The following is a 26,075-nucleotide window of genomic DNA, read 5'->3' on the forward strand; positions in this document are numbered from 1 at the left end:
GGCGCGCTTGAGACATGCCGACAGAAACCGGGAATGTCCGCTGATGGTGGAAGACCGGAAATGACTGGCCGACGGTCGAAACGTCGCTACCGACCCTGAACGGACGTGTCGTGTTTCCAGCCGCCTGCTATGGAGAGTGAGGTAGTCCGCTTGGGCGCCGTCCTCTCGGCCCAGTGCTACTCGGTGTACGCCCACTTTAATTCCGTAAAGCTGAGCGTTAATGTCTCAGTTACGCCCTTGTCTCGGCCGGTCACCTTTTTATCGCCGCCGGTCACCTGGTCGAGGTCCTGATCGTTGAGCGCACCACTGCCGTTCTTGATCTCAGGCTTCGCAGGTGATTTCTGCCGCAGCTTGTCCTGGTGCGTGCCCATCGATGTCTCCCTTATGTTGCGGCACGGGACACTGTCCGCGATTGCCACGGGTTACCCACCGAGGCCGAATGGGCCCGGCGCTACTGTTCCTTGTACTCAATTTCGATACGCCTAAACGGTATCGATATTTGGCCGCCGGTCACCTTCTCGAGATCGTTTTCGTCCAGCGCGGCACTGCCTTTCTCAATCTTGGGCTTCGCGGGCGATTTCCGCTCCAGCTTGTCCTGGTGCTTGCTCATCGATGTCTCCCTTGTGTTGCGGCACGGAACGCCGTCCGCCATTGCCACGGGTGGCTGTTAGTGCAGATCACGAAGCCAGCGGCTTCGCTGCTATCCTATAAAAACAACTTGGGGCTTGCCGCGTCGATCCGCTTCGTAATTTGGAAATCGAAAGTGACTTTGCCCGCGCCTGCACCTGAGCTTTGTGAACCGCCGGTGATCTCAGAGAGTTCGAATTCGGTCAGCTCCGCTGTCTGATGATCCCGTTCGCAGGATTCAGCCGGATTGGTGGTGGTCATTGTCGTTGCTCCCTTCGCTTGGGATTGGACTGGCTTTGACGACGGCAATCTAGCAGCGCGGTCGTCGGCGCCGCTGTGACGGGCGTCACAGTTCTTGCGCTGTTGCTCGGTCCGGATGGTTAGCGCGCCACGAGATATCTAACGGCGAGTTCACCGGCAGCCAGCCACCCGGGAAGCAGCGCAATGACGAGCGACGACATTGGCAAAGCGCTGTTCATCGATTCCCCTGGGGCCGGCCCCTACGCCGCTTAGCACGACCGGCGCGACGATTGCGACCCGCGCTGGCTGCGGCCGGGCATCGACCGGACCGGAGCCAGCTACAGTTGACAACGCCACAGGAGCGGATCGTAATACTACTTTAGATAGATCAATGGTGCACGGCAGCGAAGGCGGCGGAATGCCGGGCGTTCCGGCTCCGATGATGGCGACCGCGAGATACCGCGGCGTGTTACAATGAGGAGGATGCTCATGATTGAATCGCTCATCATTTGGCTCATCATCGGCGCGGTCGCAGGCTGGCTCGCCGGGCTGATCGTCAAGGGCTATGGCCTCGGGCTGGTCGGCAATATCGTGGTCGGCATCGTCGGCGCCATCATTGCCGGCTGGCTGTTGCCGATAATCGGGTTTGTTCTGGTCGGCGGCATCCTGGCGGCGATCGTCAACGCCGTCATCGGCGCCGTGATCCTGCTGATCATCATCGGCTTCTTCAAGAAATAGCGGCGGCCGCGCCGGGGAACGGATGCGGCGGAATGCGCAACGCCAATCCGCGTGGCGCATTGGCTTTGCTGCGGAGTGCAGTGCGAAGACGCGGCCGGCCATTTTCGGCCGATCATTTCCTGAAAATGCTGCGGTTGCGTCGTGCCCACGCATGCGTTGCCATTTGGTCGCGGCGGGAGGATGCTGCCGGCCCGTGGGCACCAGGGAGAGCAGTATGAGCAAGGCAGGTCTCGACAATCGCCACCGCAACAGGGATGGCGAAATCAGCCACAAGCACGGCAACACCCTCGTCGGTACGCTGCGCAAGATCTACGGACCGGGCTTCGCAGCCGGTTATCCCCCAACCGAGAAACTGAGCGACGTTCTGGCCAACCTGAACGAGACCTCGCTGAGCCAGCTCCGTCGCGATCACGAGACCGGCCATCTCGCGCACAAGATCGCCCATGTCCCGACGTGAGGCCCCGTGACATCAATGGCCAAGCACCTGCTTTCGATAGACGATTTGCAGGCACGCGCGCTGGCGGAAATCCGGCAGCAACCCGGCTGCCAAAGCGTCCGCAACATCGCAATCAATCGCGTCTGGGATAAGCGGGCTGAAAATAACTGGTCGATGTGCGTGTTATCCGCGGGCGACGCCGATGCCAACACCGCCGCCCGCGCGGCGCTGAATGTGCAGCAGGCGTTGCGGCATGAGTATGATCTGATGGCGGATTAGCGCGTGGGATGGGTGGGGCGAACGGGTCCAGCGTTCGGCCGGCACGCTGATAAACTCAGCGATACGCATCAGTCGCAGTTTGCGGAGGTGATGGGTATTGCAGAGGCACTCCCATCGTACGCACTAATCTTTCTCCATCGCGCGATTGTAAGCTTCCTCCATCATCTCGTCTTCGTCCCAGTCGTCTTCGAGTGGCGGGATGTCAACGCCAGCCAGCCGCTGCCCTTCTTCGAAGTATTGCTCAAGCGTCAGGTATGATAGCCCTATCTTGTTCACTTCGACCTTGAGCCGGTACACGACGAATTCATCGGAGGCGAACCGCGGAGCGGCATTGACCTCGTAGTCCAGCCATTGAGCTGCACCCGGTTCTGTTGACACCTGCTTAAGCTAATCCAGCCTGCTGCTCGAACTCCATAGGGCTCAAATATCCGATCGTCGAGTGCCGGCGTTTCGGATTGTAGAAGCGCTCAATATAATCGAAGACGTCAGCCTTGGCGTCATCCCTCGTTCGGTACACTCTGCGCGTAGTCCGCTCGGTCTTCAATGACGAGAAGAAGCTCTCCATCGCCGCGTTATCCCAGACGTTGCCTGACCGGCTCATCGAGCAGACGACGCCGTGATCGGCCATCAGCCGCTGGAACTGTTCGCTGGTGTATTGGCTGCCGCGATCGGAATGATGCAAGAGCGCGTCCGGTTTGCCCCGTCGCCAGATCGCCATCACCAGGGCGTCAGTGACGAGCTGGGCCGTCATCGCTGCGTTCATCGACCAACCAACCACACGGCGGGAGAAGAGATCGACGACAGCGGCAACATAGAGCCAACCCTCCGCTGTCCACACGTACGTGAAGTCAGCGATCCATTTGCGGTTGGGAGCGGACGCATCGAAGCTGCGGTCGAGCACGTTGGGAGCGACGGCGGCGACCTGCCGCTCACCCAGATCGGGCGGCAGTCGCCGCCGTCGTGGACGGGCTTTGAGAGCCTGTAGCCGCATCAAACGCTCGATCCGATGCAGTCCACACAACCCGCCTTCCGCCAACATGTCGTGCCACACTCGCCTCGCGCCATAGGTTCGATCGCTGGCGAGGAAACTGGCGCGAACCTTCGCGCCCAACTCCTCATCGCTCCGGCTGCGTTGGCTGCGCGGCCGTGTCAGCCAGGCATAGAACCCACCCCGCGAGACACCGAGCGCCCCGCACAACCATTCCGCCGGCCAGATCCCCCGGTGCTTCGCGATGAAGGCGAACTTCATGTTGATTCCTTCGCGAAGTAGGCCGCGGCTTTTTTTAGGATGTCCCGTTCGGCTCTCAGCTTGGCGACCTCGCGCTTGAGCTGCGCGATCTCCAACTGCTCCGGCTTCATCTGGCCCTGGCCGGGGAATGCATGCTGCGGATCGTCCGCCAGCTGCTTCACCCAATTGCGCAACTGCGTTGGATGAACGCCAAGGTCTGCTGACGCCTGCGCATACGACACGCCGCGCTCCTTGATCAGGCGTACAGCCTCAAGCTTGAACTCTCGCGTAAACTGCCGTCTCTCCATGACACACCTCCTGCTCCATAAAACACCTAACTCGGTGTCCTCGGAACCGGGTGCAGCTCAATCTGGGTGATATCGTGGGCAAAGCCATTACGCAGGATACGTACGCAATCGATAAGGTGACTCTCTTCCTTCCCGCAGCCAGTGGCCTCCAACAGCTTGAGAAGAGACGTGCGGCCTCTCATCGGCAGCGTGTCCACGAACTCTTCCATATCGTCAGGGTCCATTTTGTCGTTTGCCGCAAAGGCGACCTTCACGACTTTCCGTGCAGCGGCCTCGAGTAGCGCGTCGATTTTAAGGATAAACTCCCAATCGCTCGATGACTTGAAGATGTCGTAGATTGTCTTTGGGGGTACATGGATAAGCGAAGCGAGATGCTTCGACTCCTCCATCATCCAAGCGAAATCAGGGCGCTCCGCCTTTGCTGGTGGGGCCGGTCGTTTATCGTGGGGGAATATCTTACCAGGAATGATACCAGCTCCGACTTCGCTCTCACCGAGCGGCACGGACGCTACACTACCCACTAAGGAACGTCGCCCTTCCCGCCGCCGATTGCATAGAGCCGTCGTTACCACCGCATCACAAGCCGACCCACCCGGTTGGCTGTGTCCGACTCTGACCCTTGCTGAAAGACACGGGGCGATAACCGGTATTGTCCCGTAGCCGTGCCCAGCGGCCCATTAGCGAGCGATTTTATTGATGAAATCCCAGAGGTCAGCTGTGGCCCCGACCAGTTCATCGGCCGCCTGTCGAACATCAGCAATCTTCAGTGCCCGCCGCGCGGCGTTTCCCAGATACCAGGGAGGTCTCAGCTCAACACCAAACAGCTTTCGATCAGACGTGAACAGTTGACGAACACCGTAGTGCGCCACCCTATTTCGTACGCTGCGACTACCCGAGAGCTTCAGATGGGCAGCTTCCCAGAGTGGTAGGCGTTCAGGCGGGCATGCTGCCTTGACAGCCTGGTTGAGCAGCTTTAGGCGCGCTTGGAAGTTGGGGGACTTGGTTGCAAAGTACTGCCAGCGTTCACCCGGAGGCCCATCGCCCAACATCCCGTACATAAACCCAAGAACGTGCTCGACGTTCGACAGCTCCACCACGACGCGACCAACTTGAAGCATCATTGCGTCGGACCGCGCCCTCTCGTTTTTCTTGAGATAACCGAACGTCTCTCTAATCGTTTTGCCTGGCTTCAAAACTGGCCTCCGTTTCACAATCTTTACGCGAAACATTGACAGCTTGCTATCATCGCGGTTTTCCGACTCCAATGGGGGCGGAAAGGCACGTCAGAAGCACCAAAAATTGAAATAATTGGTCGGAGCGAGAGGATTTGAACCTCCGACCCCTAGTCTCCCAGACTAGTGCGCTAACCGGGCTGCGCCACGCTCCGATGCCGTTCCATTAGCTGCGATCAGGTCCCGGCGCAAGGCGCGCCACGGGGTTTTGGGCAGGGGCACGGCGGCCGGTTCCGCCCCTCCGTGGTCTCCGTCCCTCAGCCGTCCTTCAACGCGGAATCGATCAATTGCCGGCAGGCGATCAGATCCTGCAGCACGTGTTCGAGGCGCTCGCGGTCCTGCGCTGATATCGCCGGACGGGCCGGTGCGGGAGCCGCAGCCGCGCGGGCCTTGCCGAACGGCGCCAAAATCTCCTCGTCGCCGGTATCGGCGAAGCGGTAGTCGATGCCCTCCCTGTCGGCGCCCTCGATATCCTCGTCATCGGTATCTACGCCCAGGGCCTCGCCTTCATCGGGCTCGTTCAGGCTGAGCCCGATTGCCTCCTCGACCGCGCCGAACGAGACCGCCGAGCTCTGGTCGGCGATGCCCTGCACCGATTTGATGCCGTGCTCTTTGAGGATCCGCTGCACGCCGCGGATGGTATAGCCCTCGCCGTACAGCAGGCGGCGGATGCCCTTGAGCAGGTCGACGTCGTCGGGGCGGTAATAGCGCCGCCCGCCGCTGCGCTTCATCGGCTTGATCTGGGCGAACCGCGTCTCCCAAAACCGCAGCACGTGCTGGGGGATGTCGAGATCGTCCGCGACCTCGCTGATGGTACGGAACGCATCCGGCGCCTTGTCCAAATGCCTGGCTCCCTTACCGTGTGAGAATAATCTCAGTCTTCCTTGCCGTCGCCGTTACTAACAACATGACCATTGATGCGCTGCTTCAGAATGGCCGACGGCTTGAACACCATCACGCGACGCGGAGAGATCGGCACCTCGGTGCCGGTCTTCGGGTTACGTCCGATACGCTGACCCTTCTTGCGCACCATGAACGAACCGAATGATGACAGCTTCACCGTCTCGCCCTTCTCCAGGCAGTCGGTAATCTCCTTCAGAACAAGCTCGACGAACGCAGACGACTCCGTTCGCGACAGGCCCACCTTCTGGTAGACCGCCTCGCATAGATCGACGCGTGTGACTGTTTTTCCCGTCCCGGTCATCGCCTGCCCCGCACTCTCGGCGAACAAATTTTGTCTCCTGAAATTAGGAGCTTAGCAGGCGATGGTCAACAGCGCTCATCATGCACAGGCATGAAACAAGCGACAAACTATATCGAAATTTAAGCGTCTGCCTACCAGCGCAGCAGCGCGGAACCCCAGGTGAAGCCGCCGCCCATCGCTTCAAACAGCACGAGATCGCCCTTCTTGACGCGTCCGTCGTTGACGGCGACCGCCAACGCCAGCGGAATCGAGGCCGCCGAGGTGTTGCCGTGGAGGTCGACTGTCAGCACCACTTTCTGCGGCGCAATATGAAGCTTGTGCGCTGAAGCATCGATGATTCGCTTGTTGGCCTGGTGCGGCACGAACCAGTCGATGCTGTCGGCGGTGGCGCCGGTGGCGTTGAAGGCATCGACGATCACGTCGGTGATCATGCCGACCGCGTGCTTGAACACTTCGCGGCCTTCCATCCGGAGATGGCCGACGGTCTGGGTCGAGGACGGACCGCCATCGACATAGAGCTTGCCCTTGTGCCGGCCATCGGAACGCAGATGCGTCGTCAGCACGCCGCGATCGGACGGTGTTCCCGGCTGGACCTGCGCCTCCAGCACGACGGCGCCGGCGCCATCGCCGAACAGCACGCAGGTGCCGCGGTCGTTCCAGTCCAGGATGCGCGAAAAGGTTTCGGCGCCGATCACCAGCGCGCGCTTGAAGGCGCCGGTGCGCAGGAAGTTATCGGCGGTGGCGAGCCCAAACACGAAGCCGGAACAGACCGCCTGCAGGTCGAAGGCCGCGCCATGATTGATGCCGAGCCCGTTCTGCACCGCGACCGCGGTCGCCGGAAAAGTCTGGTCCGGGGTCGAGGTCGCCAGCACGATCAGGTCAATCGACTGCGCATCGATCCCGGCATGGGCCAAGGCCGCGCGCGCGGCATTGATCGCCAGATGCGAGGTGAACTCGCCTTCGGCGGCGATGTGGCGCTGCCGGATGCCGGTGCGCTGGACGATCCACTCGTCCGAGGTGTCGACCTTGGCCGCCAGTTCGGCATTGGTCAGGACCCGCTGCGGCAGATAGGAGCCGCAGCCGAGCACGACCGAACGTATCGCAGTCACGAGACAGCCTCCTGCGCGGTCTGCGCTGATACCAGCGCGCTGCCGTCGCGATTAAGCATCTGATTGATCTTGGTGAGGAGATCGTAGCGGACCATCTCATAGCCAACATCGATCGCATAGGCAAAGCCCTCGGCGTCGGTTCCGCCATGGCTTTTGACGACGACGCCCTTGAGCCCGAGCAGCACGCCGCCATTGGACTTTTTCGGATCCAGCTTGTCGCGCAGCGCCCGGAAGGCGCCCCGCGCGAACAGATAGCCGATCCTGGCAAGCCATCGGCTCGAGATCTCCGCGCGCAGAAGGTCCATGATCTGGCGCGCGGTGCCCTCGGTGGCCTTCAGCGCGATGTTGCCGCTAAAGCCTTCCGAGACGATCACGTCCGCAAGGCCCTTGCCGATGCCGTCGGCTTCGACAAAGCCGATATAGTTGAGCTGGGGCAGATTCATCGCGCGCAACAATTCGGCGGCCTCGCGAATTTCCTCGTGGCCCTTGATCTCCTCGACCCCGATATTGAGCAGCCCGACCGTCGGCCGTTCGAGATTGAACAGCACGCTCGCCATCGCGCCGCCCATCACCGCCAGCGTCACCAGATGGCGCGCATCGCCGCCGATGGTGGCGCCGAGATCGAGCACGACCGAATCGCCGCGCACCGTCGGCCATACCGCGGCAATCGCCGGGCTGTCGACGCCGGGCAGCGTACGCAGACAAAACCGCGCCATCGCCATCAGCGCGCCGGTATTGCCGGCCGATACCGCAACGTCGGCCTCGCCCTTCTTCACCGCGTCGATCGCCAGCCACATCGACGAGGTCTTGCGGCCGCGGCGCAGCGCCTGGCTTGGCTTGTCGTGCATGCTGACGGTGACGTCGGTATGGACAACGCGCGAGGCTGCCTTCAACGCGGGGTATTTGGCGAGTTGCGCTTCGATCAATGCGCTGTCGCCGAAGAGCAGAAATTCGGAGTCTGGACGCCGGGTTAGCGCCGTCGCGGCGCCGGGAATAACGACCGATGCGCCGACATCGCCACCCATGGCGTCAAGCGCGATTCGAACCTTTTGAGGCATGAACGTCCCGGAAACCTGATCTCTGGCGGCCCTGTTAGAGCCCGGCCGCGCGCTGGAAGCTGCCGCGGAAGGCGGCGCTCGGCAAAGCGCAACGCTGCGCCTCCGCCGGGCCGCGACAATAGCGTGTCCCCGCCCCGAAACAACCTCTTGACCGCGCTCTTTCAGGATCGGGCGCCGCCGCCATCCGGAAGTAGCCAAAATAGATAAATCCAGCTTTTTCAATGAATTAGATGAAATTCCTCGTGAGATGGCGCATCCACTTCAACCGGAATGCGCCCGCGCGGTCCACATTAACCGCGCCTCACTTGCCCTTATCACTTGCCCTTGGGCTTGTTCGCGCCGGCCGGCTTGGCCTCGGCCTTCAGCGCTTTCAGGGCGGCGAATGGATGATCCTCGGGATCAGCGGCTTCCACCAACGGTTCGAACACGGCGTCCGGTTTGCGCGGATAGGGATCGACCGCGAGATACAGCGCGTCGGTCGCCACCCTGCCGAGATCGATGATGCCGTTCTCGATCGGCTCCGGCGGATCCGGAATGTCTTCGTCGCTCTCAGCGGCGTCGTCGACGAGATCGGAGAGTTCTGGAATTTGCTCAGGCGGCGCGAAAATCATGTCAATCAGTTCGTCGATGTCGCTCTCCATCGGCTCCAGCGTCACCACGCAGGTCTGTCCGATCCGCGCCCGCACCTGGCCGGTCACATGATAGCGGCCGCTGCTCTGCGGCGTCACGTCGAACGAGGCATCCGCCGAGAGAACTTCGCGCAAGCCGCCGATTTCGGCAACCGCGTGGCGCGTGGCTGCATCGGCCTCGATATCGCGATGCAGCCCCGTGTCCGGGATTTTCAGCACGGCGATAGGTACGCGCCACGGGTCCGGTTTTTCTGTCATTGCACTCTTGGCACTCTTGCTCATGGCTGCATGTTCGCCTCTGGCCAAGGAAACTTCCAGGCACCGCTCACCAATGCCGTCTCGTCGAGCCCGGCCAGGGCCGCGACAACCGCCTCGGCGTAAGCCGCAAGCAGGCGTGCCTTTTCGATGTCCGCCCCGTTCAGGATATTCTTGCACAGCGCCTGCGCCAACGCCTCGGGGCCCCCGGTCAGCGCCAGATCATAGGCTGCGGTGCGGCCGTAAAACGCCTCGCCAAATGCCTGCATCCGTTTCGGCACAGTGAGGTCGCCGACCCCCATTTCGCGCAGATTATCGTCCATATCAATGCAGAAATGGTCGAACAGCGCCTGCGACAGGGTAGTACCGGCCGCAGCCGACCGCAGGCGCCGCAACACCAGCCACAAATGCAGCAGAAGCAGGTCAAAACGGCCGTTAACCGTGTCCGGCACCCCTAAAGCCCGATAAAACAACGGTTCTCGCGCTCGCGTCACGATCATGCCATAGATGGCTTCAATGGTGCCGCGATGGGGTGTTTGGGGCTTCCTGAAGTGATTGAACGGCCAAAGCATTGTGGGTTCCGCAAGCGAGCCCCAAGGGTTTATTTCCTGGGAGCGCGCGCATGTTGCAATCCAGCGTGCTGCCCGGTACGTCAACGCATCGCGCGATGCAAGGGGACGGGACAGTTCCGTAAATGACCAAGACGAGCCATTTTAGCTCACGCGCGGCCGCTTCGCGCGGCCTGACCGCGCGCTGGCGCGGTTTTCGCGCGGTTGCGGCGGTTGCGCTATTGTGCGCGGCGCTGGGCGCCTGCACCGGCGAGCAATTCCAGAAGGGCTATATCCTGCCGCAAGGCGCGCTCGAGCAGATTCCGATCGGCGCGAGCCAGGATCAGGTTCTGATCGTGATGGGCACGCCCTCCACCGTCGCCACCCTGAACGGCGAGGTGTTCTACTACATTTCGCAGCGCTCCGAACGCAAGGTCGCGTTCATGAACCAGAAGGTGGTCGACCAGCGGGTGATCGCAGTCTATTTCGACAAGAACCGCCAAGTGCAGCGGCTCGCCAATTACGGGCTGCAGGACGGCAAGATCTTCGACTTCATCAGCCGCACCACGCCGACCTCCGGCCAGGAGATGAGCTACCTGACGCCGCTGTTCAAGCTGCTCAGCTTCAACTAGCTCAGCACGTGTCCCGGACGCGGTGCGGTACGCAGTACCGCTCCGCAGAGCCGGGACCCAAAATCCCAATCTTATCGATGGACCCCGGATCAGCAGCGCACCGCTACGCGCTGCGCAGCATCCGGGGAACGACGCGACGATTGAGGAGCCTGCGCCAAGTCGTCCGCTTGCCGGACGGCCGCACGCTCCCTACGCTCGCCTGCAAAACAACGTTTCAGCAGGGAGCGAATTGGTGCGCAACAGAGCTTTTTCCCGCCGCCGCGTATTGTCCGGCGCCGCAGCGTTCGCGACAGCCGCCATCTTGCCGCGCGCAGCCTTCGCCGACTGGCGCCCGACCGAGACCGTCCGCATCATCGTGCCGGCCGCGGCCGGCGGCACTCCGACGTGATGGGGCGGTTGCTGGCGGCGCATCTGCAAGTAGCGTGGGGTCAGTCCGCGGTGGTCGAAAACCGCTCCGGCGGCGGCGGCACCATCGGCACTATCGAGGTGATTCGGCAGAAGGGCGACGGCCATACCATCCTGATCGGCAATCCCGGCCCCAACGCCATCGCCTACAGCATCTTCCGCAACCTGACCTACAAGGCCGACCAGTTGCAGGCGGTCTCCAACCTGATCCGGACGCCGAACATCGTGTCGGCGCACCCGTCCACCGGCATCAAGTCGATCGCCGAGCTGATCGCCTACATCAAGGCCAACCCGGACAAGCTGAACTACGCGTCCTCCGGAGTGGGACAGAGCCCTCACCTCACCGGTGCCTGGTTCCTGCAGCTCACCGGGCTGAAGATGGTGCATGTGCCGTTCCGCGGCGCGGGGCCGGCGCTGCAGGCAGCCCTTGCCGGCGATATCCAGATCCTGTTCGACAACCTCTACCCATCGCTGCCGCAAACCCAGGAAGGCAAGCTCACGGCGCTGGCTGTCACCACGCCCGAACGCAGCGCGGTGGCGCCTGATATCCCGACCATGCGCGAAAGCGCGCCCGAGCTTGCAAAATTCGACGTCTCGTCATGGTTCGGCGTGTTTCTGCCGAAGGCCTCGCCTGCCCCGGTCGTCGATGCCCTCAACAAGGAGATCAAGACGATGCTGGAGCGCGACGACATCAAGAAGACCATCGCCAGCATGGGCGCGCGCACCGACTGGGGAACGCCGGCGCAATTTTCCGATTTCGTGGCGGCGGAGACGACAAAATTCGCCGGCATCATCAAGCAGGAAGGCCTGCAGATGGATGTGAATTGAGCATGGTCGTGCCGCACACACCGCCGTCATCCTGAGGTGCGCGCTCTTGCGCGCCTCGAAGGATGGCAGCTAGCACCGCCCAGCATCCTTCGAGGCTCGCCGAACAGGCTCGCACCTCAGGATGACGAACAGCTCGGGATTATCGCGCAGGAATCGTCACCGCCGGAGGTGACGCGATCTGGCTCACCTGCGGCGCCGGCTTCATCCAGCTGAAGAAGAACAGCACCGCCGCGGACAGCACGACCGCCAGCAACGTCCCCGACTGATATGGACCTGGCCTGCCGGAGCCCCCTTGCGCCCTGCCGCAGCTTGGACAGACGGTCGCGCCCATCAGCATTTCGCTGCCGCACTGACTGCACCGGGTCATCTCGAACTTCATGACGGTCAACCTTTCAAGCGAGCCGCCCGACCGGCAGCAAAAAACCCGCGGCTTGCACCGCGGGTTTGTCGCAGGTCACGTCGGTTTGGTTCAGTGCGCGAGGATCGCCAGCAGCAGCAGCGCCACGATGTTGGTGATCTTGATCATAGGGTTCACGGCGGGACCCGCCGTATCCTTGTAGGGATCGCCGACGGTGTCGCCGGTCACCGCCGCCTTGTGCGCGTCGGAACCCTTGCCGCCGTAATGGCCGTCCTCGATGTACTTCTTGGCGTTATCCCAGGCGCCGCCGCCCGAGGTCATCGAAATCGCGACAAAGAGTCCGTTGACGATGACGCCGAGCAGCATCGCGCCGACGGACGAGAACGCCGCCGACTTGCCGGCCGCGCCGCCGCCTGCGATCGCGAAGATCACGAAGTAGACGAAGATCGGCGACAGCACCGGCAGCAGCGACGGAATGATCATTTCCTTGATCGCGGCCTTGGTCAAAAGGTCGACCGCCTTGCCGTAATCCGGCTTGTCGGTGCCCTGCATGATGCCGGGTTTTTCGCGGAACTGGCGCCGCACTTCCTCGACGATCGCGCCGGCCGCCCGGCCCACGGCCGTCATGCCCATCGCGCCGAACAGATACGGCAGCAGGCCGCCGAACAACAGACCCACGACGACGTAAGGGTTGTTGAGCGAGAAGTCGGGCAGCACGCCCTGGAAGTACGGGAACTTGGCAGTGTTGGCGATGAAGAATTTGAGATCTTCATTGTAGGCCGCGAACAGCACCAGCGCGCCAAGGCCGGCCGAACCGATGGCGTAGCCCTTGGTGACCGCCTTGGTGGTGTTGCCGACGGCGTCGAGCGCGTCGGTCGACTTGCGCACTTCCTTCGGCAGACCGGCCATTTCGGCGATACCGCCGGCATTGTCGGTGACCGGGCCGAAGGCGTCGAGAGCCACGATCATGCCGGCCAGCGCCAGCATTGTCGTGGTCGCAACCGCGATGCCGAACAGGCCGGCAAGGCTGTAGGTGACGAGGATGCCGGCGATGATGACCATCGCGGGCATCGCGGTCGATTCCATTGCGATCGCCAGACCCTGGATCACGTTGGTGCCGTGACCGGTGACCGACGAGGCTGCGATCGACTTCACCGGGCGAAAGTCGGTACCGGTGTAGTATTCGGTGATCCAGATGATCAGGCCAGTGACGACGAGACCGACGACACCGCATTCGAACAGCGCCATGCCGGTGAACTTCACGCCCGCCAGCGGACCGAAGCCGATCAGCCAGTAGATGACGCCGGCGACGCCGCCGAGCGACAGGATGCCGGTCGCGATCAGGCCCTTATAGAGCGCACCCATGATCGACTGGCTGGCGCCGAGCTTGACGAAGAAGGTGCCGATGATCGAGGTGATGATGCAGATGCCGCCGATCGCGAGCGGCAGCGTCATCATGTTGACCAGCAGCGGCGAGGTCGCAAAGAAGATCGCGGCCAGCACCATGGTGGCGACCGCGGTCACCGCATAGGTTTCGAACAGGTCAGCCGCCATGCCGGCGCAATCGCCGACATTGTCGCCGACGTTGTCGGCGATGGTGGCGGGGTTGCGCGGATCGTCTTCGGGAATGCCGGCCTCGACCTTGCCGACGAGATCGCCGCCGACGTCAGCGCCCTTGGTGAAGATGCCGCCGCCGAGACGCGCGAAGATCGAGATCAGCGAAGCGCCGAAGCCGAGCGCGACCAGCGCATCGACCACGGTGCGGCTGTTGGCGGCAAGCCCCAGGAAGTGGGTGAGATAGGCGAAATAGAGGGTGACGCCGAGCAGCGCGAGACCCGCGACCAGCATGCCGGTGATCGCACCAGCCTTGAAGGCGAGTTCAAGTCCGCCCGCCAGCGACGTCGTCGCCGCCTGCGCGGTGCGCACATTGGCCCGAACCGAGACGTTCATGCCGATGAAGCCGGCGGCGCCCGACAGCACCGCGCCGATCAGGAAGCCCGCGGCGACCAGCATGCCGAGGAAGTAAGCCAGCAGCGCGAAGATCACGATGCCGACCATACCGATCGTCATGTACTGGCGCTTCAGATAGGCCTGCGCACCTTCGCGCACGGCGGCGGCGATTTCCTGCATCCGCGGATTGCCGGCGTCTGCCTTCATCACCGATGCGGTCGCCCAGATGGCGTAAACGATCGAAAGCGCTCCGCAGAGCACAATCACCCATAATGCTGTCATTGAATTTGCCTCAGATCTTGATTGTCTCACCCCAACGCATCACCGCGGACGCGGCGCGCGCAAAAAAAGAAGGCCTTTCCCTGCCCAAAAGGGCGGCCTTAAATCGGCGGGACCATGCCAAAATCGTCTCCCCGGCGCAACGCCGCGAAGGGCGAAAACCGTCGATTCTGGAAAGGAAATACCGGGAAAACCGGCTTTCCGTGGCGGGGAATACGCGTCTTCTTCGGCAACGGCCGGGAGCCGGCCGATGGCACCCGGTCGCTGATTGCCTCAAAATGCAAAAAACCCGCCCAACCCCAAGGGGTCGAGCGGGCACGCTAGTCATTCCTGTACATCCGTGAAACGAACGTTTTCGAAGCTTAGGCGAGCGACAGATTTTCCGCGCTGACCTTGCCCCGCATCTTGTCTTCCTTGAGTTCGAACTGAACCTTCTGGCCTTCAGCCAGTCCGCCAAGACCGGCGCGCTCGACGGCGCTGATGTGAACGAACACATCCTTGCTGCCGTCGCTCGGCTGAATGAAGCCAAAACCCTTTTGACCGTTGAACCACTTCACTGTTCCAGTAGCCATTTTCTCTTCTCCAAAGCACGTAAGGCTCGCATTCCGCACGGCGATCGCGCGGATTCAATCCAATATCGACGATGTCTCTGGAAGAGGCCCCAAGGGCGCGTTCGACAAGGCACGGCGGTAATCGGGCCGTCATAACTAAAGGTTTTCCCGGAAATTGCAATGCATGCGGGAAAATAAAGCTCCAGCCAACCAAAGCTGGCTTCAAAAGTGACTGTAGGACAGCCGTTCCAGCGCGAGTTCCGCACCCTGCCCGTCGATGAATTTTGGCGCTGAGGCGCCCGCAACCACCATGCCGATCGAGGTCACCGGCACGCCGGCAAGCCGCGCGGCCTCCGCGAACGCCTCGACGCGATCTTCCGGGATCGCGCACAGCACCTCATAATCGTCGCCACCGGCGATCAATGTTTCGATGCCGACAATCCGCCGCGACACCAGATCGCTTGCGGCAGCGGAGAGCGGGATCGATTCCAGATCGATGACCGCGGAAGCACCGGACGCCGCACACAGCTTGGCGAGATCGCCGGCGAGGCCGTCGGAGACGTCCATCGCCGCGCTGGCGTGGTCGCGAACCGCGCTCGCCAGCGCATTGCGCGGCTGCGGAACGCGGTAGCGCCCGATCAGCAGATTTCGCGCGGAACCATCGTTGGCGGCGGCATCGGCGACGTTGCCACCCCTGAGAATGGCGAGCCCCAGAGCGGCGTCACCGATCGTCCCCGTCACCACGACGCGGTCGCCCGGCTTTGCGCCGCTGCGATGAACCATCTTGCCCGCGGGCACACGGCCGAACGCGGTGATCGAGATCATCAGCGGCCCCGGCGTGGAAACGGTATCGCCGCCGAGCAGCGGACAGCTGAACAGCGCCGCGTCCTCGCCAAGCGCCTGTGCGAACGATTTTAGCCAAGCGTCGTCCACCTTGCGCAGCGCCAGCGTCAGCACAAAACCGGCAGGCGCAGCCCCCTTCGCCGCGAGATCCGAGAGATTGACCCGCAGCGCCTTGCGCGCGACCGTATCGGGCGGATCACTGCTAAGAAAATGCACGCCCTCGACGATGGCGTCGGTTGTCACCACGATCTCGCAGCCTTCCGCCTTCAAGACCGCGGCGTCGTCGCCGAGATCGAAGGCGCCCGGATCGGTCGCGATCGGCCTGAAATAGCGGGCGATCAGCGAGTCCTCGCCGGATTGATTGCTTCGGCGATCTACCATGAGGCGTCACACCCACAGCTGTCATCGCCCAGCTTGATCGGGCGATCCAGTATTCGACGGCGCGGATGACCAGCCACGACCGCCGCGGCGTACTGGATCACCCGCTTTCGCGGGTGATGACAGCACGGTACGTGGCTAGCCACGCGCGAACTCATCGGCGCGGAACTGGCGCGCGATCTGGTCGAGCACCGCGTTCACCATGCCGGTCTCGTCCTTTTCGACAAAGGCGTGCGCGACATCGACGTATTCCGAAACCACCACGCGGCCGGGCACGTCCTTGCGATGCTCCAGTTCGTAGGAGCCCGCCCGCAGCACCGCGCGCAAAATGGCGTCGATCCGCTTCAGCGGCCAGCCCTTCGACAGCGCATCGTCGATCAAGGGGTCGAGCTTGGCCTGGTCGCGCACCACGCCGGCCACCACGTCGCGGAAGAACGCGGCCTCCGCCGGCAGATATTTATCGCCCTCGACCTCGTTGCCGAGCCAATGGCTCTCGAACTCGGCAAAAATGTCGTTGATCCCGGCGCCGCCGATGTCCATTTGATACAGCGCCTGCACCGCGGCGAGCCTTGCTGCGCCGCGCCGGTTGGCCTTCTTGTCGGGATTCTTTTTGTCCGGAGTTTTCGCCGGCTTCTTGCTGTCTGCCATCATCAGGCCTTTGTCAGCCGGCGTTTGATCCGCAGCATCGCCAGCGCCGCGCGTGCAGCATCGCCGCCCTTGTTGAGTTCGCCGGCGCGCGCCCGCGCCCAGGCCTGCGCCTCGGTATTGACGGTGATGATGCCATTGCCGAGCGGGAATTTTCTCGCGACCGCGAGGTCCATCAGCGCGCGCGAGGATTCGATCGAGACGATCTCGAAATGGATGGTGTCGCCCCGCACCACGCAGCCAAGCGCGATCGCGGCGTCATAGGGCTTTCCATTTTTCTCGGCGGCATCGATCGCAATCGCGATCGCCGCCGGAATTTCCAGTGCCCCCGGCACGGTGATCACGTCGTGCGTCACGCCCGCCGTCTTCAACTCGGCGACCGCGCCTTCCATCAGCGCATCCTGGATGTCGTCATAGAACCGCGCCTCGACGATCAGCGCGCGCGCGCCTGCGATATCGGTCTGGTCTTTCAGGGGTGCGCGCCGCGCGTCTGCCATTGTATCTTGCCAATCGGAACTATTTGTCAGTTGTGCAGCTTTTAGGCGCAGCAGCGCCCTATGCCAAGGCCTGTGACTACTTCATTTCCGATAGCCGCGCCGCGTAGCGGGCCATCAGGTCGACCTCAAGATTGACCTCGCTGCCCGCGCGCCAGGCGCCGAGCGTGGTGACGCTGAGCGTGTGGGGAATGATCAGCACCGAAAACACGACATCGCTGACGGTATTGACCGTCAGCGACACACCATCCAGCGTCACCGAGCCTTTTGTAGCGATAAAGCGCGCCAGCTCCCGCGTGGTGCGCAGTTCGAATCTGGCCATATCGGGCAGATCGTCGCGCTTGACGATGGTGGCGATGCCGTCGGCGTGGCCCGCCACGATGTGACCGCCGAGTTCGTCGCCGATCTTGAGTGCGCGCTCGAGATTGAGCTTTGTGCCGGCGACCCAGTGTTTCGCCGTGGTCATGCCGAGCGTTTCGGCGGCGGCATCGACATCGAACCAGGTCTTGCCCTGCTCCACGCCGGAGGCGACCACGGTCAGGCACACGCCGTTGCAGGCGATCGAGGCGCCGTCGGCAATCGTCGCGCGATCGTAGCGGCAGGCGATGCGCATGCGGTGCAACTGGCCCTGCGCGGTCGGGGTCAGGCTGGCGATCTCGCCGACATCGGTGACTATTCCGGTGAACATTTATGCGCGCTCGTACACGGTCAGAGTATCCTTGCTCAGGCTTTCGCTAGCACGAACCTTAAAGCCCGGCGACTGCGTGATTGTTGCGAGCGGCAATGCATCCAGCGCGGGGACGCCATCGGCGCCGACCGCGTCGGGCCCGCGCAGCAGCCAGATTTCATCGACCAGATCGGCGGCGACAAAGGATGACGCCACCTTCGCACCGCCCTCGACCAGCAACCGCGTGATGCCCTTGTCGGACAGCGCGCGCAGCACGGCCGCCAAATCCAGCCCCGGCGGCCTGGTCGTTGCGGCGACACGGATCACCTGCGCGCCCGCGGCGCCAAGCTTCATCGCCGCCGGCGCTTCGGAAAGATCTGAGGTCATCACCCACAGCGGCGTCTCGCGCGCGGAATGAACCAGCCGGCTGGTGCCGGGAATACGCAGCGCCCGATCCAGCACCAGGCGCACCGGCGAGCGCGCTTCCATGCCCGGCAGCCGGCAAGTCAAGAGCGGATCGTCCGCCAGCACGGTGCCGATGCCGACCAGGATAGCGTCGCATTGCGCGCGCAGCAGATGCACGCGTGTCTTTGCCGCCTCGCCTGATATGGCAACCGGTTTGTGGCCGGCGGCGCCGATCTTGTCGTCGGCGGAAACGGCGAGCTTGAGGATCACATGCGGGCGCTTGTCGCGGATACGCCTGAAATGTCCGGCATGATCGCGCGCAGCCTCGGCCGCGCCGAGGCCGACATCGACCGTGATACCGGCCGCGCGAAGTTTGGCGTAGCCCTGCCCGGCCACTTCCGGATTGGGATCCTCGATCGCCGACACCACCCGCGCAATGCCGGCCGCGATCACCGCATCGACGCAAGGCGGCGATTTGCCGAAATGCGAACAGGGCTCGAGTGTGACGTAGAGCGTGGCGCCGCGCGCAGCCTCACCGGCGCGCCGGAGCGCCTCCGGCTCGGCGTGAGGCCGTCCGCCGGCTTGCGTCCAGCCGCGGCCGACGATGACGCCGTCCTTGACCACGACCGCGCCGACGGCAGGGTTGGGCCAGGTGCGGCCCTGCCCGCGCCGCCCGAGCGCCAGCGCAAGCTGCATGAAGCGCGCATCCGCCGCCTTCGCTTCCCGGTATTTCTGCGCGTGCTGGTCTTCCAGAATGCGGAAGATCATTTGCGCAACGTGGCGACCCGCGCGTCGTCTTCGGCGGAGAGTTCGCCGAGCACGGTCTCGAAATCCTTGGCCTCGCGGAAATTGCGATAGACCGAGGCGAAGCGGACATAGGCGACGTCGTCGAGCTGGCGCAGATGCTCCATCACGATCTCGCCGATCGCCTCCGACGACACTTCGGCTTCGCCGCCGCTCTCCAGTTCGCGCACGATGGCGGAAACCATCTTCTCGACCCGCTCGGGATCGACCGGCCGTTTGCGCAAGGAGATCTGCAGCGAGCGTACCAGCTTGTCGCGGTCGAACGGCACGCGGCGGCCGTTGCGCTTGATCACCGTGAGTTCGCGGAGCTGCACCCGCTCGAAGGTGGTGAAGCGGAAATTGCAGGCGATGCACACCCGCCGCCGCCGGATCACGGCGGAATCCTCGGTCGGACGCGAATCCTTCACCTGCGTATCGAGACTGTTGCAGCTGGGACAGCGCATCCGAAAGGACCTTTACTGATAGATCGGGAAGCGGTCGGTCAATGCCTTGACGCGTTCCTTGATCGCGGCCTCCACCAATGGCGCCTTGCCGTCCGCCGACTGCGCTAGCGCGTTCAGCACTTCGGCGATCATGCCGCCGACCAGCTTGAATTCGGCGACGCCAAAACCGCGCGTGGTCGTCGCCGGCGTGCCCAGCCGCAGGCCCGAGGTGACGAACGGCGTTTCGGGGTCGAACGGAATGCCGTTCTTGTTGCAGGTGATGGCGGCGCGCACCAGCGCCTTTTCCGACAAATTGCCCTTCAGGCCCTTGGGCCTGAGGTCAACCAGCATCAGATGGTTGTCGGTGCCGCCGGAAACGATGTCGAGGCCGTTGGCGCGCAGGCTCTCCGCCAGCGCCTTGGCGTTCTCGACAACGTTCTTGGCGTAGATCTTGAAGTCCGGACGCAAGGCTTCGGCGAACGCCACCGCTTTCGCAGCGATCACATGCATCAGCGGACCGCCCTGCAGGCCCGGGAACACCGCCGAATTGAACTTCTTGGTCAGCGCCTCGTCGTTCCACAGCATCAAGCCGCCGCGCGGGCCGCGCAGCGATTTGTGCGTCGTCGTGGTCGTGACATGCGCATGCGGCACCGGCGAAGCGTGCACGCCACCGGCGACGAGGCCGGCGAAGTGCGCCATGTCGACCATGAAATAGGCGCCGACGCTGTCGGCGATCTCGCGGAAGCGCTTGAAGTCCCACGAACGCGAGTAGGCCGAGCCGCCGGCGATGATCAGCTTCGGCTTCACTTCCTCGGCTCGGCGCGCGACCTGGTCCATGTCGATGATCTGGTCCTCGCGGCGCACGGTGTAATGCTGCGCCTTGAACCATTTGCCGGAAATGTTGACCGGCGCGCCGTGGGTGAGATGGCCGCCGGCGGCGAGATCGAGGCCCATGAAGGTGTCGCCGGGCTGCAGCAGCGCCAGGAACACCGCCTGGTTCATCTGGCTGCCTGAGTTGGGCTGAACGTTCGCAAAGGCAGCGCCGAACAGCTTTTTCGCGCGCTCGATCGCCAGCGTCTCGGCGACGTCGACCCATTCGCAACCGCCATAGTAGCGCGCGCCCGGATAGCCTTCGGCGTATTTGTTGGTCATCACCGAGCCCTGCGCTTCCAGCACGGCGCGGCTGACGATGTTTTCGGACGCGATCAGCTCGATCTCATGGCGCTGCCGGCCGAGTTCGCCCTGGATGGCGGCGGCGATCTCCGGATCGGCCTCGGCGAGCGTGGCGGTGAAGAACGAGTCGGGCGCGGAGGCGGTCTTGGCGAAGGGGGACGGAGCGGTCATGGAAGAAATATCTCCATCGCCGCAAGCCGTTAGGCGGGATGCGGCCGGTCAGTTGTGGCGGTCGAAGAAGCGCCTGCGAGATACCACATCGCCCGGAATTGGCCAAGCGCTTGCGGTACAAGACTGATATTTGTGCAAGATATGGTGGGGATGGCGGGGAACAAGGGAACTTTCTACCGGTCGCCCCGGCCTTGAGCCGGGGCCCATAACCACAGAAGCCCGTTGGGGGAAGGAAGAAGGCCCCCGCCAAGGTGCCCCTTTCCCCGGCCGCGGCGTATGGGTTCCGGCTTTCGCCGGAACGACGGAATTATTTCGAAAACCGATACGCCCCGCCCTTCTCCACGCTCCGCTGGAACGCGGGCCGCGCATGCATCCGCGACAGCCACGCCGCAAGGTTCGGATACGGCCCGAGCTTGTCGAACACCTTTGCCATCTCGCCGACAAAGCTCATCTGGATGTCGGCCCCGGTCAGCGCCGGACCGACGAAGAACTCGCGCCCTTTCAGCGCGCCATCGACATAGCCGAGATGATTGGCCATCTCGCTGTCGATGCGCGGATGCAGGGGCGCGCCGGCCTCCTTCAGCCGCGACACATACAGGTTCAGCATCAGGGGCAGCATCGCCGAGCCTTCCGAATAATGCAGCCACTCATTGTAGGCCTCATATTCGGCACCGCCGGGCGCGGGCATCATCGCCCCCTTTCCGTAACGGCGGATGATGTAATCGACGATCGCGCCCGATTCGGCGATCCTGATATCGCCGTCGGTGATGACCGGCGACTTGCCGAGCGGATGCACTGCAGTCAATTCCGGCGGCGCCAGCCGCGTCACCGCATCGCGCTGATAGCGCTTCATCTCATAGGGTAGCCCAAGCTCCTCCAGCAGCCACAGGATGCGCTGCGAGCGGGAGTCGTTGAGATGGTGAAACGTGAGCATCGGCGCTTCCTGGGGCTTCTTGTTGGTGCGCGGAGCTTATAGCACCATCGCGCAACCATTTAAGCCAATGCATTCACGATCTTCGCGACGATATCCTCGGTATCGAACATCAGCGCCGGCGCGAGCTTACCGTCTCCGGCCTGGCGGTCTCGACGTCACGAGTAGCCCGCATGAGCCGAGAAAAGGAGCGTAGTTTTACGGGGGGCGCGTTTCACTATTTCGACCCATTCGATGGAGTATGCTGACGGCGTTGTCCGGCCTGGACAGGCCCAAACAATAAGCCGCGATGAACGATGTTGCCGAACCGCCCGAGGAGTCACCGACCTGCAAATGCGACGTTTGCGGAGAGGAGATGACGCATTTGGGTGACCTGCCGAACACCAAGAGCTTCGCCGCGGCCAGAATTTTCCGTTGCTATGGATGCAACCAGGTTGCATCGGAGCAATGGTAAGGCCGCGGCGCTTGGCAGTTACTGTCTAACCCCGTGGCCTGACAAAGCCGCGACGAGCGACCGCGCGGCTTGCCGCTACAGCCCGGTAAACCCGGCCTTCACCGGATCGGTGGAGCCGTCGAGCTGGCGCAGATAGGTCAGCCCGCACACGGTCAGCCGGTGGATATCCTTTTCGCCGGCCTCGAACAGCGTATTCACATAATCGGTCACCTTCTCGCGCGCCTCGGCGCTGGCCGCCGCGGTGCGGTTCAGCAGCAGGTCATAGGTCAGCATGATGCGGTCGACGGCGGCTTCCATGATTTTCTCCGGGAGAGGTCAGGCGATGAATGTTTCGGCTTCGAATTTGGCGATCGCCTTGTTGGCGAGCCTGATCCGGTTGAATTCGCCGCGCTGAAACATCTGGACGATGATTTCCAGCAGCCGCTCGTCGGTCGCAAAGCTGTCGGGAATGGCGCCGGCCTTGCGCAGATAGTTCGAGGCGATGGCGTAGGCATCGCCCACCACCTCGACATTCATCACCTGCAATCCGCGCTCGACCAGCATGATCCGGGTCTCCGTTACAACGGATAATGCGTCACCCGATCATAAGTTCCTTTTCGGAAATTCGTCTTCGCACCGCCGAAAAACAAAACGCACGGGGCCGGAAGACCGGATCCGATGCGCTCCATGAAGGCTTATTGCCTTGCAATTCTACTTGAAACCCAATTCTACCCTAGAACATTGGGCTGCCGGTCTTCTTGAGTCGCCGGCTTGGCCGTCGAGGCTTCGAAACTTGTCTCAGAGCCGATACAGGATCTGGTCGGTCCAGAACCGTTCGAGCCGGTGCAGCGACTTGTTCAGCGTCGCAAACTCTTCGTTCGAGATGCCGCCGACCTGCTCCACGGTCTTGACGTGCTTCTGATAAAGCGCGTCGACGATCTTGCGGATTTCCTGGCCTTGCGCGGTCAGGCGGATGCGGACCGAGCGGCGATCGACGCGGCTGCGCTGATGATCGAGGAAGCCGAGTTCGACGAGCTTCTTGAGGTTATAGGAGACGTTGGAGCCGAGGTAGTAACCGCGCGTGCGCAGTTCGCCCGCGGTCAATTCCTTGTCGCCGATGTTGTAGAGCAACAGCGCCTGCACCGAATTGATGTCGGCGCGGCCGCGGCGATCGAATTCGTCCTTGATGACGTCGAGCAGGCGGCGATGCAACCGCTCTACCAAAGTCAATGCTTCAAGATAGAGCGGCTGCACCGGAGCTTGACCGGCAGAGCGTTCAGCGGTTTCCACCGCCGTTGCAACGGCTTTGATCATGACACTTCCCCTGTAGTCGTTTTTATCGACTTATTTCGACGAAACTTGTGTCCCGCCTGATAGCTTCAACTTAAGGGGGGCGTTTGAAGATCAGCTTAAATAAGACAATAAAGAGATCATGAATTTAAGACAGTGAATCACGGATTAAGCCCATGGCTCAAGGGCTTTTCGCAACCTTTCATTGACGGTGGCGGGCCCCTGTTCACGCTTCGTCTGCGCCCCCTGTCGCATTCGGAAACAGGTTCGTTCAAATTCGAAACGCCTGCGTAACAGGTGTGAGGGAACCCTTTACGGTGAGCGAAGGGTTACCGGCAAATTTTCGGAAAATCTTACGCGGTCGCGTGGCGATTCCTGCACGCAGGTGGGCTAGGCCAATTGAAGTTCGGTGGCTTCACCCTTCGAGACGCGGCTTGCGCCGCTCTTCAGGATGAGGTCTTGGTCCTGGTCGGCCCCTCATGGTGAGGAGCGCGGCAAAGCCGCGCGTCTCGAACCATGAAGCCACGGAATGCGCAGCAAGCTACTATCGAGGCGGAAGAGCCTATGGCGGGCGTTCGCGCGCGGCCATCCAGGCGAGCGCGAGATAAGCCGCCAGCATCACGGCCTCGAAACCCACCACTGTCAGGCTGCCGCCGTAGATCCCCGGAAACATCAGCTCGATCACCGCCATCGACACCACGGTCGTGAGCCACACCACCGCGCCCCATGGGGTCGCGAGCCACAGCCCGACCGCGGCCACGAGTTCGATCACCGCGAAATAGATCGTCGCGGTCTGCCAGGCCATCGACTGGTTTTCGAACGCCTCTTCCTCGCCGCCGATGAAGCCCGTCACCTGCGCCCAGTGGTAGAGGCCCTTGGCGATCGAGACCACCGCCATGATGCGCAGGAACAAGACCAGTCGCCGCGTCCACGCATTATCGTCGGGCTCGATCCGTTCGGACGAGATCGCCGCCACCGATATGGCGTTGTCCCGCGACTGCTCGCGCGTCGAGGTGTCAGACATCGCATTGGACCTGAGATTGAACCTGGGAATCGAAGCTCATGAGCCGGAAAGATGTCCTCATAGACCGAGTCTTGGCCTGCCGGGGCGGTAAAATCAATTGCCGTTGCGGTAAATCAACGGTGCGGTGACGGGGCCCCGGCAAGGTGCTAGAATTGGACCAAATCGAACCTATCCCGCCGTCGAGGAGCAACCATCACATGGCGATCAAATTCGGGCGTCCGATCGAAATGCGCGACGCGCCCCGGCGGCCGGCCGCCCTCTCCTCGCCCCCGCTCGACCTGGTCACCCGTCCCCGGCGCAACCGCAAGGCCGAATGGGCAAGGCGGCTGGTGCGGGAAAACGTGCTGACGACCAACGATTTGATCTGGCCGCTGTTCGTCGTTGATGGCCAGAACAAAAGGACCGCCGTCGCCTCGATGCCCGGCGTCGACCGCGTTACCGTCGATCAGGCGGTCCGGGATGCCGAGCGCGCGGCCAAGCTGAATATCCCCTGCCTCGCGCTGTTTCCTTACACAGAGCCTGCGCTGCGCGACGAGGAGGGTTCCGAGGCGCTGAACGCCGACAATCTGGTCTGCCAATCGGTGCGCGCGATCAAAAAGGAGTTCCCGGATCTCGGCGTGCTCTGCGACGTGGCGCTCGATCCCTTCACCAGCCACGGCCACGACGGGCTGATCGAGGACGGCAAGATCCTCAACGATGAGACGGTGGCGGTATTGGTGCGGCAGGCGCTGGTGCAGGCCGAAGCCGGCTGCGACATCATTGCGCCCTCCGACATGATGGATGGCCGCGTCGGCGCCATCCGCGAGGCGCTGGATCAGGCCGGCTTCCTCGACGTGCAGATCATGGCCTATGCGGCCAAATATGCCTCCGCCTTCTACGGCCCGTTCCGCGACGCCATCGGTTCGGCGAAAACCCTGACCGGCGACAAGCGCACCTATCAGATGGACAGCGCCAATTCCGACGAAGCGCTGCGCGAGGTCGAACTCGACATCGCCGAAGGCGCCGACATGGTGATGGTGAAGCCCGGCATGCCCTATCTCGACATCGTGCGGCGGGTGAAGGACACCTTTGCGATGCCGACCTTCGTCTACCAGGTGTCCGGCGAATACGCGATGATCGCAGGCGCCGCCAATAATGGCTGGATCGACGGCGACCGCGCGATGATGGAAAGCCTGGTCGGCTTCAAGCGCGCCGGCGCCGACGGGATTTTGACCTACTTCGCGCCGAAGGCGGCCGAGAAGCTGAAGGCGGAAGGGTAAACCGACCGGCCCTTCCACGTCATTGCGAGCCAACGGGTCGCGCGAATGCGCGCCCGATGACAGGCTCTGCGAAGCAATCCATCGCGCGGCGCACGCGGATGGATGGATTGCTTCGTCGCTTCGCTCCTCGCAATGACGGGGTGACAGGCGGGCCGGGACGACGAATAGCCCCCAAATCGCCCGAATATTGCGGCTTGTTAATGCTGGCGGGCCTTGGCACACCCCGGGCCGGTTCCCATCTG

At 62.7% G+C, this 26,075-nt stretch carries 33 protein-coding genes, 1 tRNA gene and 1 pseudogene; 6 read left to right on the top strand and 29 right to left on the bottom strand.

What is annotated here, in order from left to right:
* Nucleotides 1-176: 176 nt before the first annotated feature.
* From NL528_RS26195 to NL528_RS26205, 3 genes are all read right to left on the bottom strand, one after another.
* Entirely contained in the window at nt 177-371 is a 195-nt protein-coding gene (locus tag NL528_RS26195; protein WP_309177349.1) for a hypothetical protein, read from the bottom strand.
* 80 nt (nt 372-451) lie between these two features.
* A complete protein-coding gene (locus NL528_RS26200; protein ID WP_309177350.1) occupies nt 452-610 on the bottom strand; it encodes a hypothetical protein in 159 nt (52 codons plus the stop codon).
* Nucleotides 611-705: 95 nt separating this feature from the next.
* Nucleotides 706-888: a hypothetical protein gene (locus NL528_RS26205; RefSeq protein WP_309177351.1), complete on the bottom strand. Its 183-nt coding sequence runs from the start codon at nt 886-888 to the stop codon at nt 706-708.
* Nucleotides 889-1,356: 468 nt separating this feature from the next.
* On the opposite strand from NL528_RS26205, the gene NL528_RS26210 reads away from it, so the two are divergent.
* From NL528_RS26210 to NL528_RS26220, 3 genes are all read left to right on the top strand, one after another.
* Nucleotides 1,357-1,605 (top strand): GlsB/YeaQ/YmgE family stress response membrane protein, encoded by a 249-nt coding sequence (locus NL528_RS26210; protein WP_375143893.1) that lies wholly within the window; start codon nt 1,357-1,359, stop codon nt 1,603-1,605.
* A 214-nt stretch (nt 1,606-1,819) separates the two neighbouring features.
* Entirely contained in the window at nt 1,820-2,062 is a 243-nt protein-coding gene (locus NL528_RS26215) for a hypothetical protein (RefSeq protein WP_309177352.1), read from the top strand.
* A 15-nt stretch (nt 2,063-2,077) separates the two neighbouring features.
* Nucleotides 2,078-2,320, top strand: coding sequence for a hypothetical protein (locus NL528_RS26220; protein WP_309177353.1), 243 nt, complete (start codon nt 2,078-2,080; stop codon nt 2,318-2,320).
* A 123-nt stretch (nt 2,321-2,443) separates the two neighbouring features.
* Here NL528_RS26220 and NL528_RS26225 read toward each other — a convergent pair whose 3' ends face one another.
* From NL528_RS26225 to NL528_RS26275, 11 genes are all read right to left on the bottom strand, one after another.
* Nucleotides 2,444-2,698 carry a hypothetical protein gene (locus NL528_RS26225; protein WP_309177354.1) on the bottom strand — a complete coding sequence of 85 codons (255 nt, stop codon included), beginning with the start codon at nt 2,696-2,698 and terminating at the stop codon, nt 2,444-2,446.
* A 4-nt stretch (nt 2,699-2,702) separates the two neighbouring features.
* A protein-coding gene (locus NL528_RS26230; RefSeq protein WP_309177055.1) for an IS3 family transposase occupies nt 2,703-3,856 on the bottom strand; the annotation gives its coding sequence in 2 pieces (ribosomal slippage) (nt 2,703-3,598 and nt 3,598-3,856; 1,155 coding nt in all).
* A 26-nt stretch (nt 3,857-3,882) separates the two neighbouring features.
* Entirely contained in the window at nt 3,883-4,359 is a 477-nt protein-coding gene (locus tag NL528_RS26235) for a hypothetical protein (protein ID WP_309177355.1), read from the bottom strand.
* Between the two features lie 174 nt (nt 4,360-4,533).
* Nucleotides 4,534-5,049: a hypothetical protein gene (locus tag NL528_RS26240; protein ID WP_309177356.1), complete on the bottom strand. Its 516-nt coding sequence runs from the start codon at nt 5,047-5,049 to the stop codon at nt 4,534-4,536.
* A 116-nt stretch (nt 5,050-5,165) separates the two neighbouring features.
* Nucleotides 5,166-5,243, bottom strand: a tRNA-Pro gene (locus NL528_RS26245).
* 102 nt (nt 5,244-5,345) lie between these two features.
* Nucleotides 5,346-5,930, bottom strand: coding sequence for a MerR family transcriptional regulator (locus NL528_RS26250; protein ID WP_309177357.1), 585 nt, complete (start codon nt 5,928-5,930; stop codon nt 5,346-5,348).
* Between the two features lie 32 nt (nt 5,931-5,962).
* Entirely contained in the window at nt 5,963-6,292 is a 330-nt protein-coding gene (locus NL528_RS26255) for an integration host factor subunit alpha (protein WP_074276276.1), read from the bottom strand.
* A gap of 131 nt (nt 6,293-6,423) precedes the next feature.
* Entirely contained in the window at nt 6,424-7,401 is a 978-nt protein-coding gene (locus tag NL528_RS26260) for a beta-ketoacyl-ACP synthase III (protein WP_309177358.1), read from the bottom strand.
* Nucleotides 7,398-8,459 (bottom strand): phosphate acyltransferase PlsX, encoded by a 1,062-nt coding sequence (plsX, locus tag NL528_RS26265; RefSeq protein WP_309177359.1) that lies wholly within the window; start codon nt 8,457-8,459, stop codon nt 7,398-7,400. The genes NL528_RS26260 and plsX overlap by 4 nt, the downstream gene beginning before the upstream one ends.
* Before the next feature lie 314 nt (nt 8,460-8,773).
* Nucleotides 8,774-9,346, bottom strand: a complete 573-nt coding sequence (locus NL528_RS26270) for a DUF177 domain-containing protein (protein ID WP_309177361.1) — start codon at nt 9,344-9,346, stop codon at nt 8,774-8,776.
* 20 nt (nt 9,347-9,366) lie between these two features.
* A complete protein-coding gene (locus tag NL528_RS26275; RefSeq protein WP_309177363.1) occupies nt 9,367-9,915 on the bottom strand; it encodes a ubiquinol-cytochrome C chaperone family protein in 549 nt (182 codons plus the stop codon).
* 122 nt (nt 9,916-10,037) lie between these two features.
* On the opposite strand from NL528_RS26275, the gene NL528_RS26280 reads away from it, so the two are divergent.
* Complete coding sequence (locus NL528_RS26280) at nt 10,038-10,523, top strand: outer membrane protein assembly factor BamE (protein ID WP_309177365.1); 486 nt, start codon at nt 10,038-10,040, stop codon at nt 10,521-10,523.
* A 232-nt stretch (nt 10,524-10,755) separates the two neighbouring features.
* Nucleotides 10,756-11,756, top strand: a pseudogene (locus NL528_RS26285) (Bug family tripartite tricarboxylate transporter substrate binding protein).
* Nucleotides 11,757-11,895: 139 nt separating this feature from the next.
* Here the strand turns inward: NL528_RS26285 and NL528_RS26290 are convergent.
* The 15 genes from NL528_RS26290 to NL528_RS26360 form a co-directional block, all read right to left on the bottom strand.
* Nucleotides 11,896-12,135 (bottom strand): zinc-ribbon domain-containing protein, encoded by a 240-nt coding sequence (locus NL528_RS26290; RefSeq protein ID WP_309177367.1) that lies wholly within the window; start codon nt 12,133-12,135, stop codon nt 11,896-11,898.
* Nucleotides 12,136-12,225: 90 nt separating this feature from the next.
* On the bottom strand, nt 12,226-14,346 hold the full coding sequence (locus NL528_RS26295; RefSeq protein WP_309177369.1) for a sodium-translocating pyrophosphatase: 2,121 nt from the start codon (nt 14,344-14,346) through the stop codon (nt 12,226-12,228).
* A 359-nt stretch (nt 14,347-14,705) separates the two neighbouring features.
* A complete protein-coding gene (locus NL528_RS26300; RefSeq protein WP_074276268.1) occupies nt 14,706-14,915 on the bottom strand; it encodes a cold-shock protein in 210 nt (69 codons plus the stop codon).
* Nucleotides 14,916-15,116: 201 nt separating this feature from the next.
* Nucleotides 15,117-16,118, bottom strand: coding sequence for a thiamine-phosphate kinase (gene thiL / locus NL528_RS26305; RefSeq protein ID WP_309177370.1), 1,002 nt, complete (start codon nt 16,116-16,118; stop codon nt 15,117-15,119).
* 135 nt (nt 16,119-16,253) lie between these two features.
* Nucleotides 16,254-16,763 carry a transcription antitermination factor NusB gene (nusB, locus tag NL528_RS26310; RefSeq protein ID WP_309185032.1) on the bottom strand — a complete coding sequence of 170 codons (510 nt, stop codon included), beginning with the start codon at nt 16,761-16,763 and terminating at the stop codon, nt 16,254-16,256.
* 2 nt (nt 16,764-16,765) lie between these two features.
* A complete protein-coding gene (gene ribH / locus NL528_RS26315) occupies nt 16,766-17,257 on the bottom strand; it encodes a 6,7-dimethyl-8-ribityllumazine synthase (protein ID WP_309177371.1) in 492 nt (163 codons plus the stop codon).
* Between the two features lie 76 nt (nt 17,258-17,333).
* Nucleotides 17,334-17,942: a riboflavin synthase gene (locus tag NL528_RS26320; RefSeq protein ID WP_309177372.1), complete on the bottom strand. Its 609-nt coding sequence runs from the start codon at nt 17,940-17,942 to the stop codon at nt 17,334-17,336.
* On the bottom strand, nt 17,943-19,094 hold the full coding sequence (gene ribD / locus NL528_RS26325) for a bifunctional diaminohydroxyphosphoribosylaminopyrimidine deaminase/5-amino-6-(5-phosphoribosylamino)uracil reductase RibD (RefSeq protein WP_309177373.1): 1,152 nt from the start codon (nt 19,092-19,094) through the stop codon (nt 17,943-17,945). It lies immediately after the preceding gene.
* Nucleotides 19,091-19,573 (bottom strand): transcriptional regulator NrdR, encoded by a 483-nt coding sequence (gene nrdR, locus NL528_RS26330; protein ID WP_309177374.1) that lies wholly within the window; start codon nt 19,571-19,573, stop codon nt 19,091-19,093. Before nrdR ends, ribD begins: the two co-directional genes overlap by 4 nt.
* Nucleotides 19,574-19,585: 12 nt before the next feature.
* Nucleotides 19,586-20,896, bottom strand: a complete 1,311-nt coding sequence (gene glyA / locus NL528_RS26335) for a serine hydroxymethyltransferase (RefSeq protein WP_309177375.1) — start codon at nt 20,894-20,896, stop codon at nt 19,586-19,588.
* A gap of 307 nt (nt 20,897-21,203) precedes the next feature.
* Nucleotides 21,204-21,830, bottom strand: a complete 627-nt coding sequence (locus tag NL528_RS26340) for a glutathione S-transferase (protein ID WP_309177376.1) — start codon at nt 21,828-21,830, stop codon at nt 21,204-21,206.
* 526 nt (nt 21,831-22,356) lie between these two features.
* A complete protein-coding gene (locus tag NL528_RS26345; protein ID WP_309177377.1) occupies nt 22,357-22,578 on the bottom strand; it encodes a hypothetical protein in 222 nt (73 codons plus the stop codon).
* 18 nt (nt 22,579-22,596) lie between these two features.
* The gene (locus NL528_RS26350) at nt 22,597-22,824 is read right to left on the bottom strand and encodes a hypothetical protein (protein WP_309177378.1); all 228 of its coding nucleotides are present in this window, start codon (nt 22,822-22,824) and stop codon (nt 22,597-22,599) included.
* Nucleotides 22,825-23,058: 234 nt separating this feature from the next.
* A complete protein-coding gene (gene ldtR, locus NL528_RS26355; RefSeq protein WP_074276258.1) occupies nt 23,059-23,574 on the bottom strand; it encodes a transcriptional regulator LdtR in 516 nt (171 codons plus the stop codon).
* 538 nt (nt 23,575-24,112) lie between these two features.
* Nucleotides 24,113-24,574 carry a DUF6163 family protein gene (locus NL528_RS26360; protein WP_309177380.1) on the bottom strand — a complete coding sequence of 154 codons (462 nt, stop codon included), beginning with the start codon at nt 24,572-24,574 and terminating at the stop codon, nt 24,113-24,115.
* 197 nt (nt 24,575-24,771) lie between these two features.
* Here NL528_RS26360 and hemB point away from each other — a divergent pair, with 197 nt between their 5' ends.
* Nucleotides 24,772-25,833: a porphobilinogen synthase gene (gene hemB, locus NL528_RS26365; RefSeq protein ID WP_309177381.1), complete on the top strand. Its 1,062-nt coding sequence runs from the start codon at nt 24,772-24,774 to the stop codon at nt 25,831-25,833.
* The last annotated feature ends 242 nt before the right edge of the window (nt 25,834-26,075 follow it).

Source organism: Bradyrhizobium sp. Ash2021, from assembly GCF_031202265.1.
Lineage (GTDB): Bacteria > Pseudomonadota > Alphaproteobacteria > Rhizobiales > Xanthobacteraceae > Bradyrhizobium.

Coding starts and splice junctions, on each gene's coding strand:
- NL528_RS26195 (WP_309177349.1), bottom strand. CDS start 371: ATGGGCACGCACCAGGACAAGCTGCGGCAGAAATCACCTGCGAAGCCT.
- NL528_RS26200 (WP_309177350.1), bottom strand. CDS start 610: ATGAGCAAGCACCAGGACAAGCTGGAGCGGAAATCGCCCGCGAAGCCC.
- NL528_RS26205 (WP_309177351.1), bottom strand. CDS start 888: ATGACCACCACCAATCCGGCTGAATCCTGCGAACGGGATCATCAGACA.
- NL528_RS26210 (WP_375143893.1), top strand. CDS start 1,357: ATGATTGAATCGCTCATCATTTGGCTCATCATCGGCGCGGTCGCAGGC.
- NL528_RS26215 (WP_309177352.1), top strand. CDS start 1,820: ATGAGCAAGGCAGGTCTCGACAATCGCCACCGCAACAGGGATGGCGAA.
- NL528_RS26220 (WP_309177353.1), top strand. CDS start 2,078: ATGGCCAAGCACCTGCTTTCGATAGACGATTTGCAGGCACGCGCGCTG.
- NL528_RS26255 (WP_074276276.1), bottom strand. CDS start 6,292: ATGACCGGGACGGGAAAAACAGTCACACGCGTCGATCTATGCGAGGCG.
- plsX (WP_309177359.1), bottom strand. CDS start 8,459: ATGCCTCAAAAGGTTCGAATCGCGCTTGACGCCATGGGTGGCGATGTC.
- NL528_RS26270 (WP_309177361.1), bottom strand. CDS start 9,346: ATGACAGAAAAACCGGACCCGTGGCGCGTACCTATCGCCGTGCTGAAA.
- NL528_RS26275 (WP_309177363.1), bottom strand. CDS start 9,915: ATGCTTTGGCCGTTCAATCACTTCAGGAAGCCCCAAACACCCCATCGC.
- NL528_RS26280 (WP_309177365.1), top strand. CDS start 10,038: ATGACCAAGACGAGCCATTTTAGCTCACGCGCGGCCGCTTCGCGCGGC.
- NL528_RS26290 (WP_309177367.1), bottom strand. CDS start 12,135: ATGAAGTTCGAGATGACCCGGTGCAGTCAGTGCGGCAGCGAAATGCTG.
- NL528_RS26295 (WP_309177369.1), bottom strand. CDS start 14,346: ATGACAGCATTATGGGTGATTGTGCTCTGCGGAGCGCTTTCGATCGTT.
- NL528_RS26300 (WP_074276268.1), bottom strand. CDS start 14,915: ATGGCTACTGGAACAGTGAAGTGGTTCAACGGTCAAAAGGGTTTTGGC.
- thiL (WP_309177370.1), bottom strand. CDS start 16,118: ATGGTAGATCGCCGAAGCAATCAATCCGGCGAGGACTCGCTGATCGCC.
- nusB (WP_309185032.1), bottom strand. CDS start 16,763: ATGGCAGACAGCAAGAAGCCGGCGAAAACTCCGGACAAAAAGAATCCC.
- ribH (WP_309177371.1), bottom strand. CDS start 17,257: ATGGCAGACGCGCGGCGCGCACCCCTGAAAGACCAGACCGATATCGCA.
- NL528_RS26320 (WP_309177372.1), bottom strand. CDS start 17,942: ATGTTCACCGGAATAGTCACCGATGTCGGCGAGATCGCCAGCCTGACC.
- ribD (WP_309177373.1), bottom strand. CDS start 19,094: ATGATCTTCCGCATTCTGGAAGACCAGCACGCGCAGAAATACCGGGAA.
- nrdR (WP_309177374.1), bottom strand. CDS start 19,573: ATGCGCTGTCCCAGCTGCAACAGTCTCGATACGCAGGTGAAGGATTCG.
- glyA (WP_309177375.1), bottom strand. CDS start 20,896: ATGACCGCTCCGTCCCCCTTCGCCAAGACCGCCTCCGCGCCCGACTCG.
- NL528_RS26340 (WP_309177376.1), bottom strand. CDS start 21,830: ATGCTCACGTTTCACCATCTCAACGACTCCCGCTCGCAGCGCATCCTG.
- NL528_RS26345 (WP_309177377.1), bottom strand. CDS start 22,578: ATGGAAGCCGCCGTCGACCGCATCATGCTGACCTATGACCTGCTGCTG.
- NL528_RS26350 (WP_309177378.1), bottom strand. CDS start 22,824: ATGCTGGTCGAGCGCGGATTGCAGGTGATGAATGTCGAGGTGGTGGGC.
- ldtR (WP_074276258.1), bottom strand. CDS start 23,574: ATGATCAAAGCCGTTGCAACGGCGGTGGAAACCGCTGAACGCTCTGCC.
- NL528_RS26360 (WP_309177380.1), bottom strand. CDS start 24,574: ATGTCTGACACCTCGACGCGCGAGCAGTCGCGGGACAACGCCATATCG.
- hemB (WP_309177381.1), top strand. CDS start 24,772: ATGGCGATCAAATTCGGGCGTCCGATCGAAATGCGCGACGCGCCCCGG.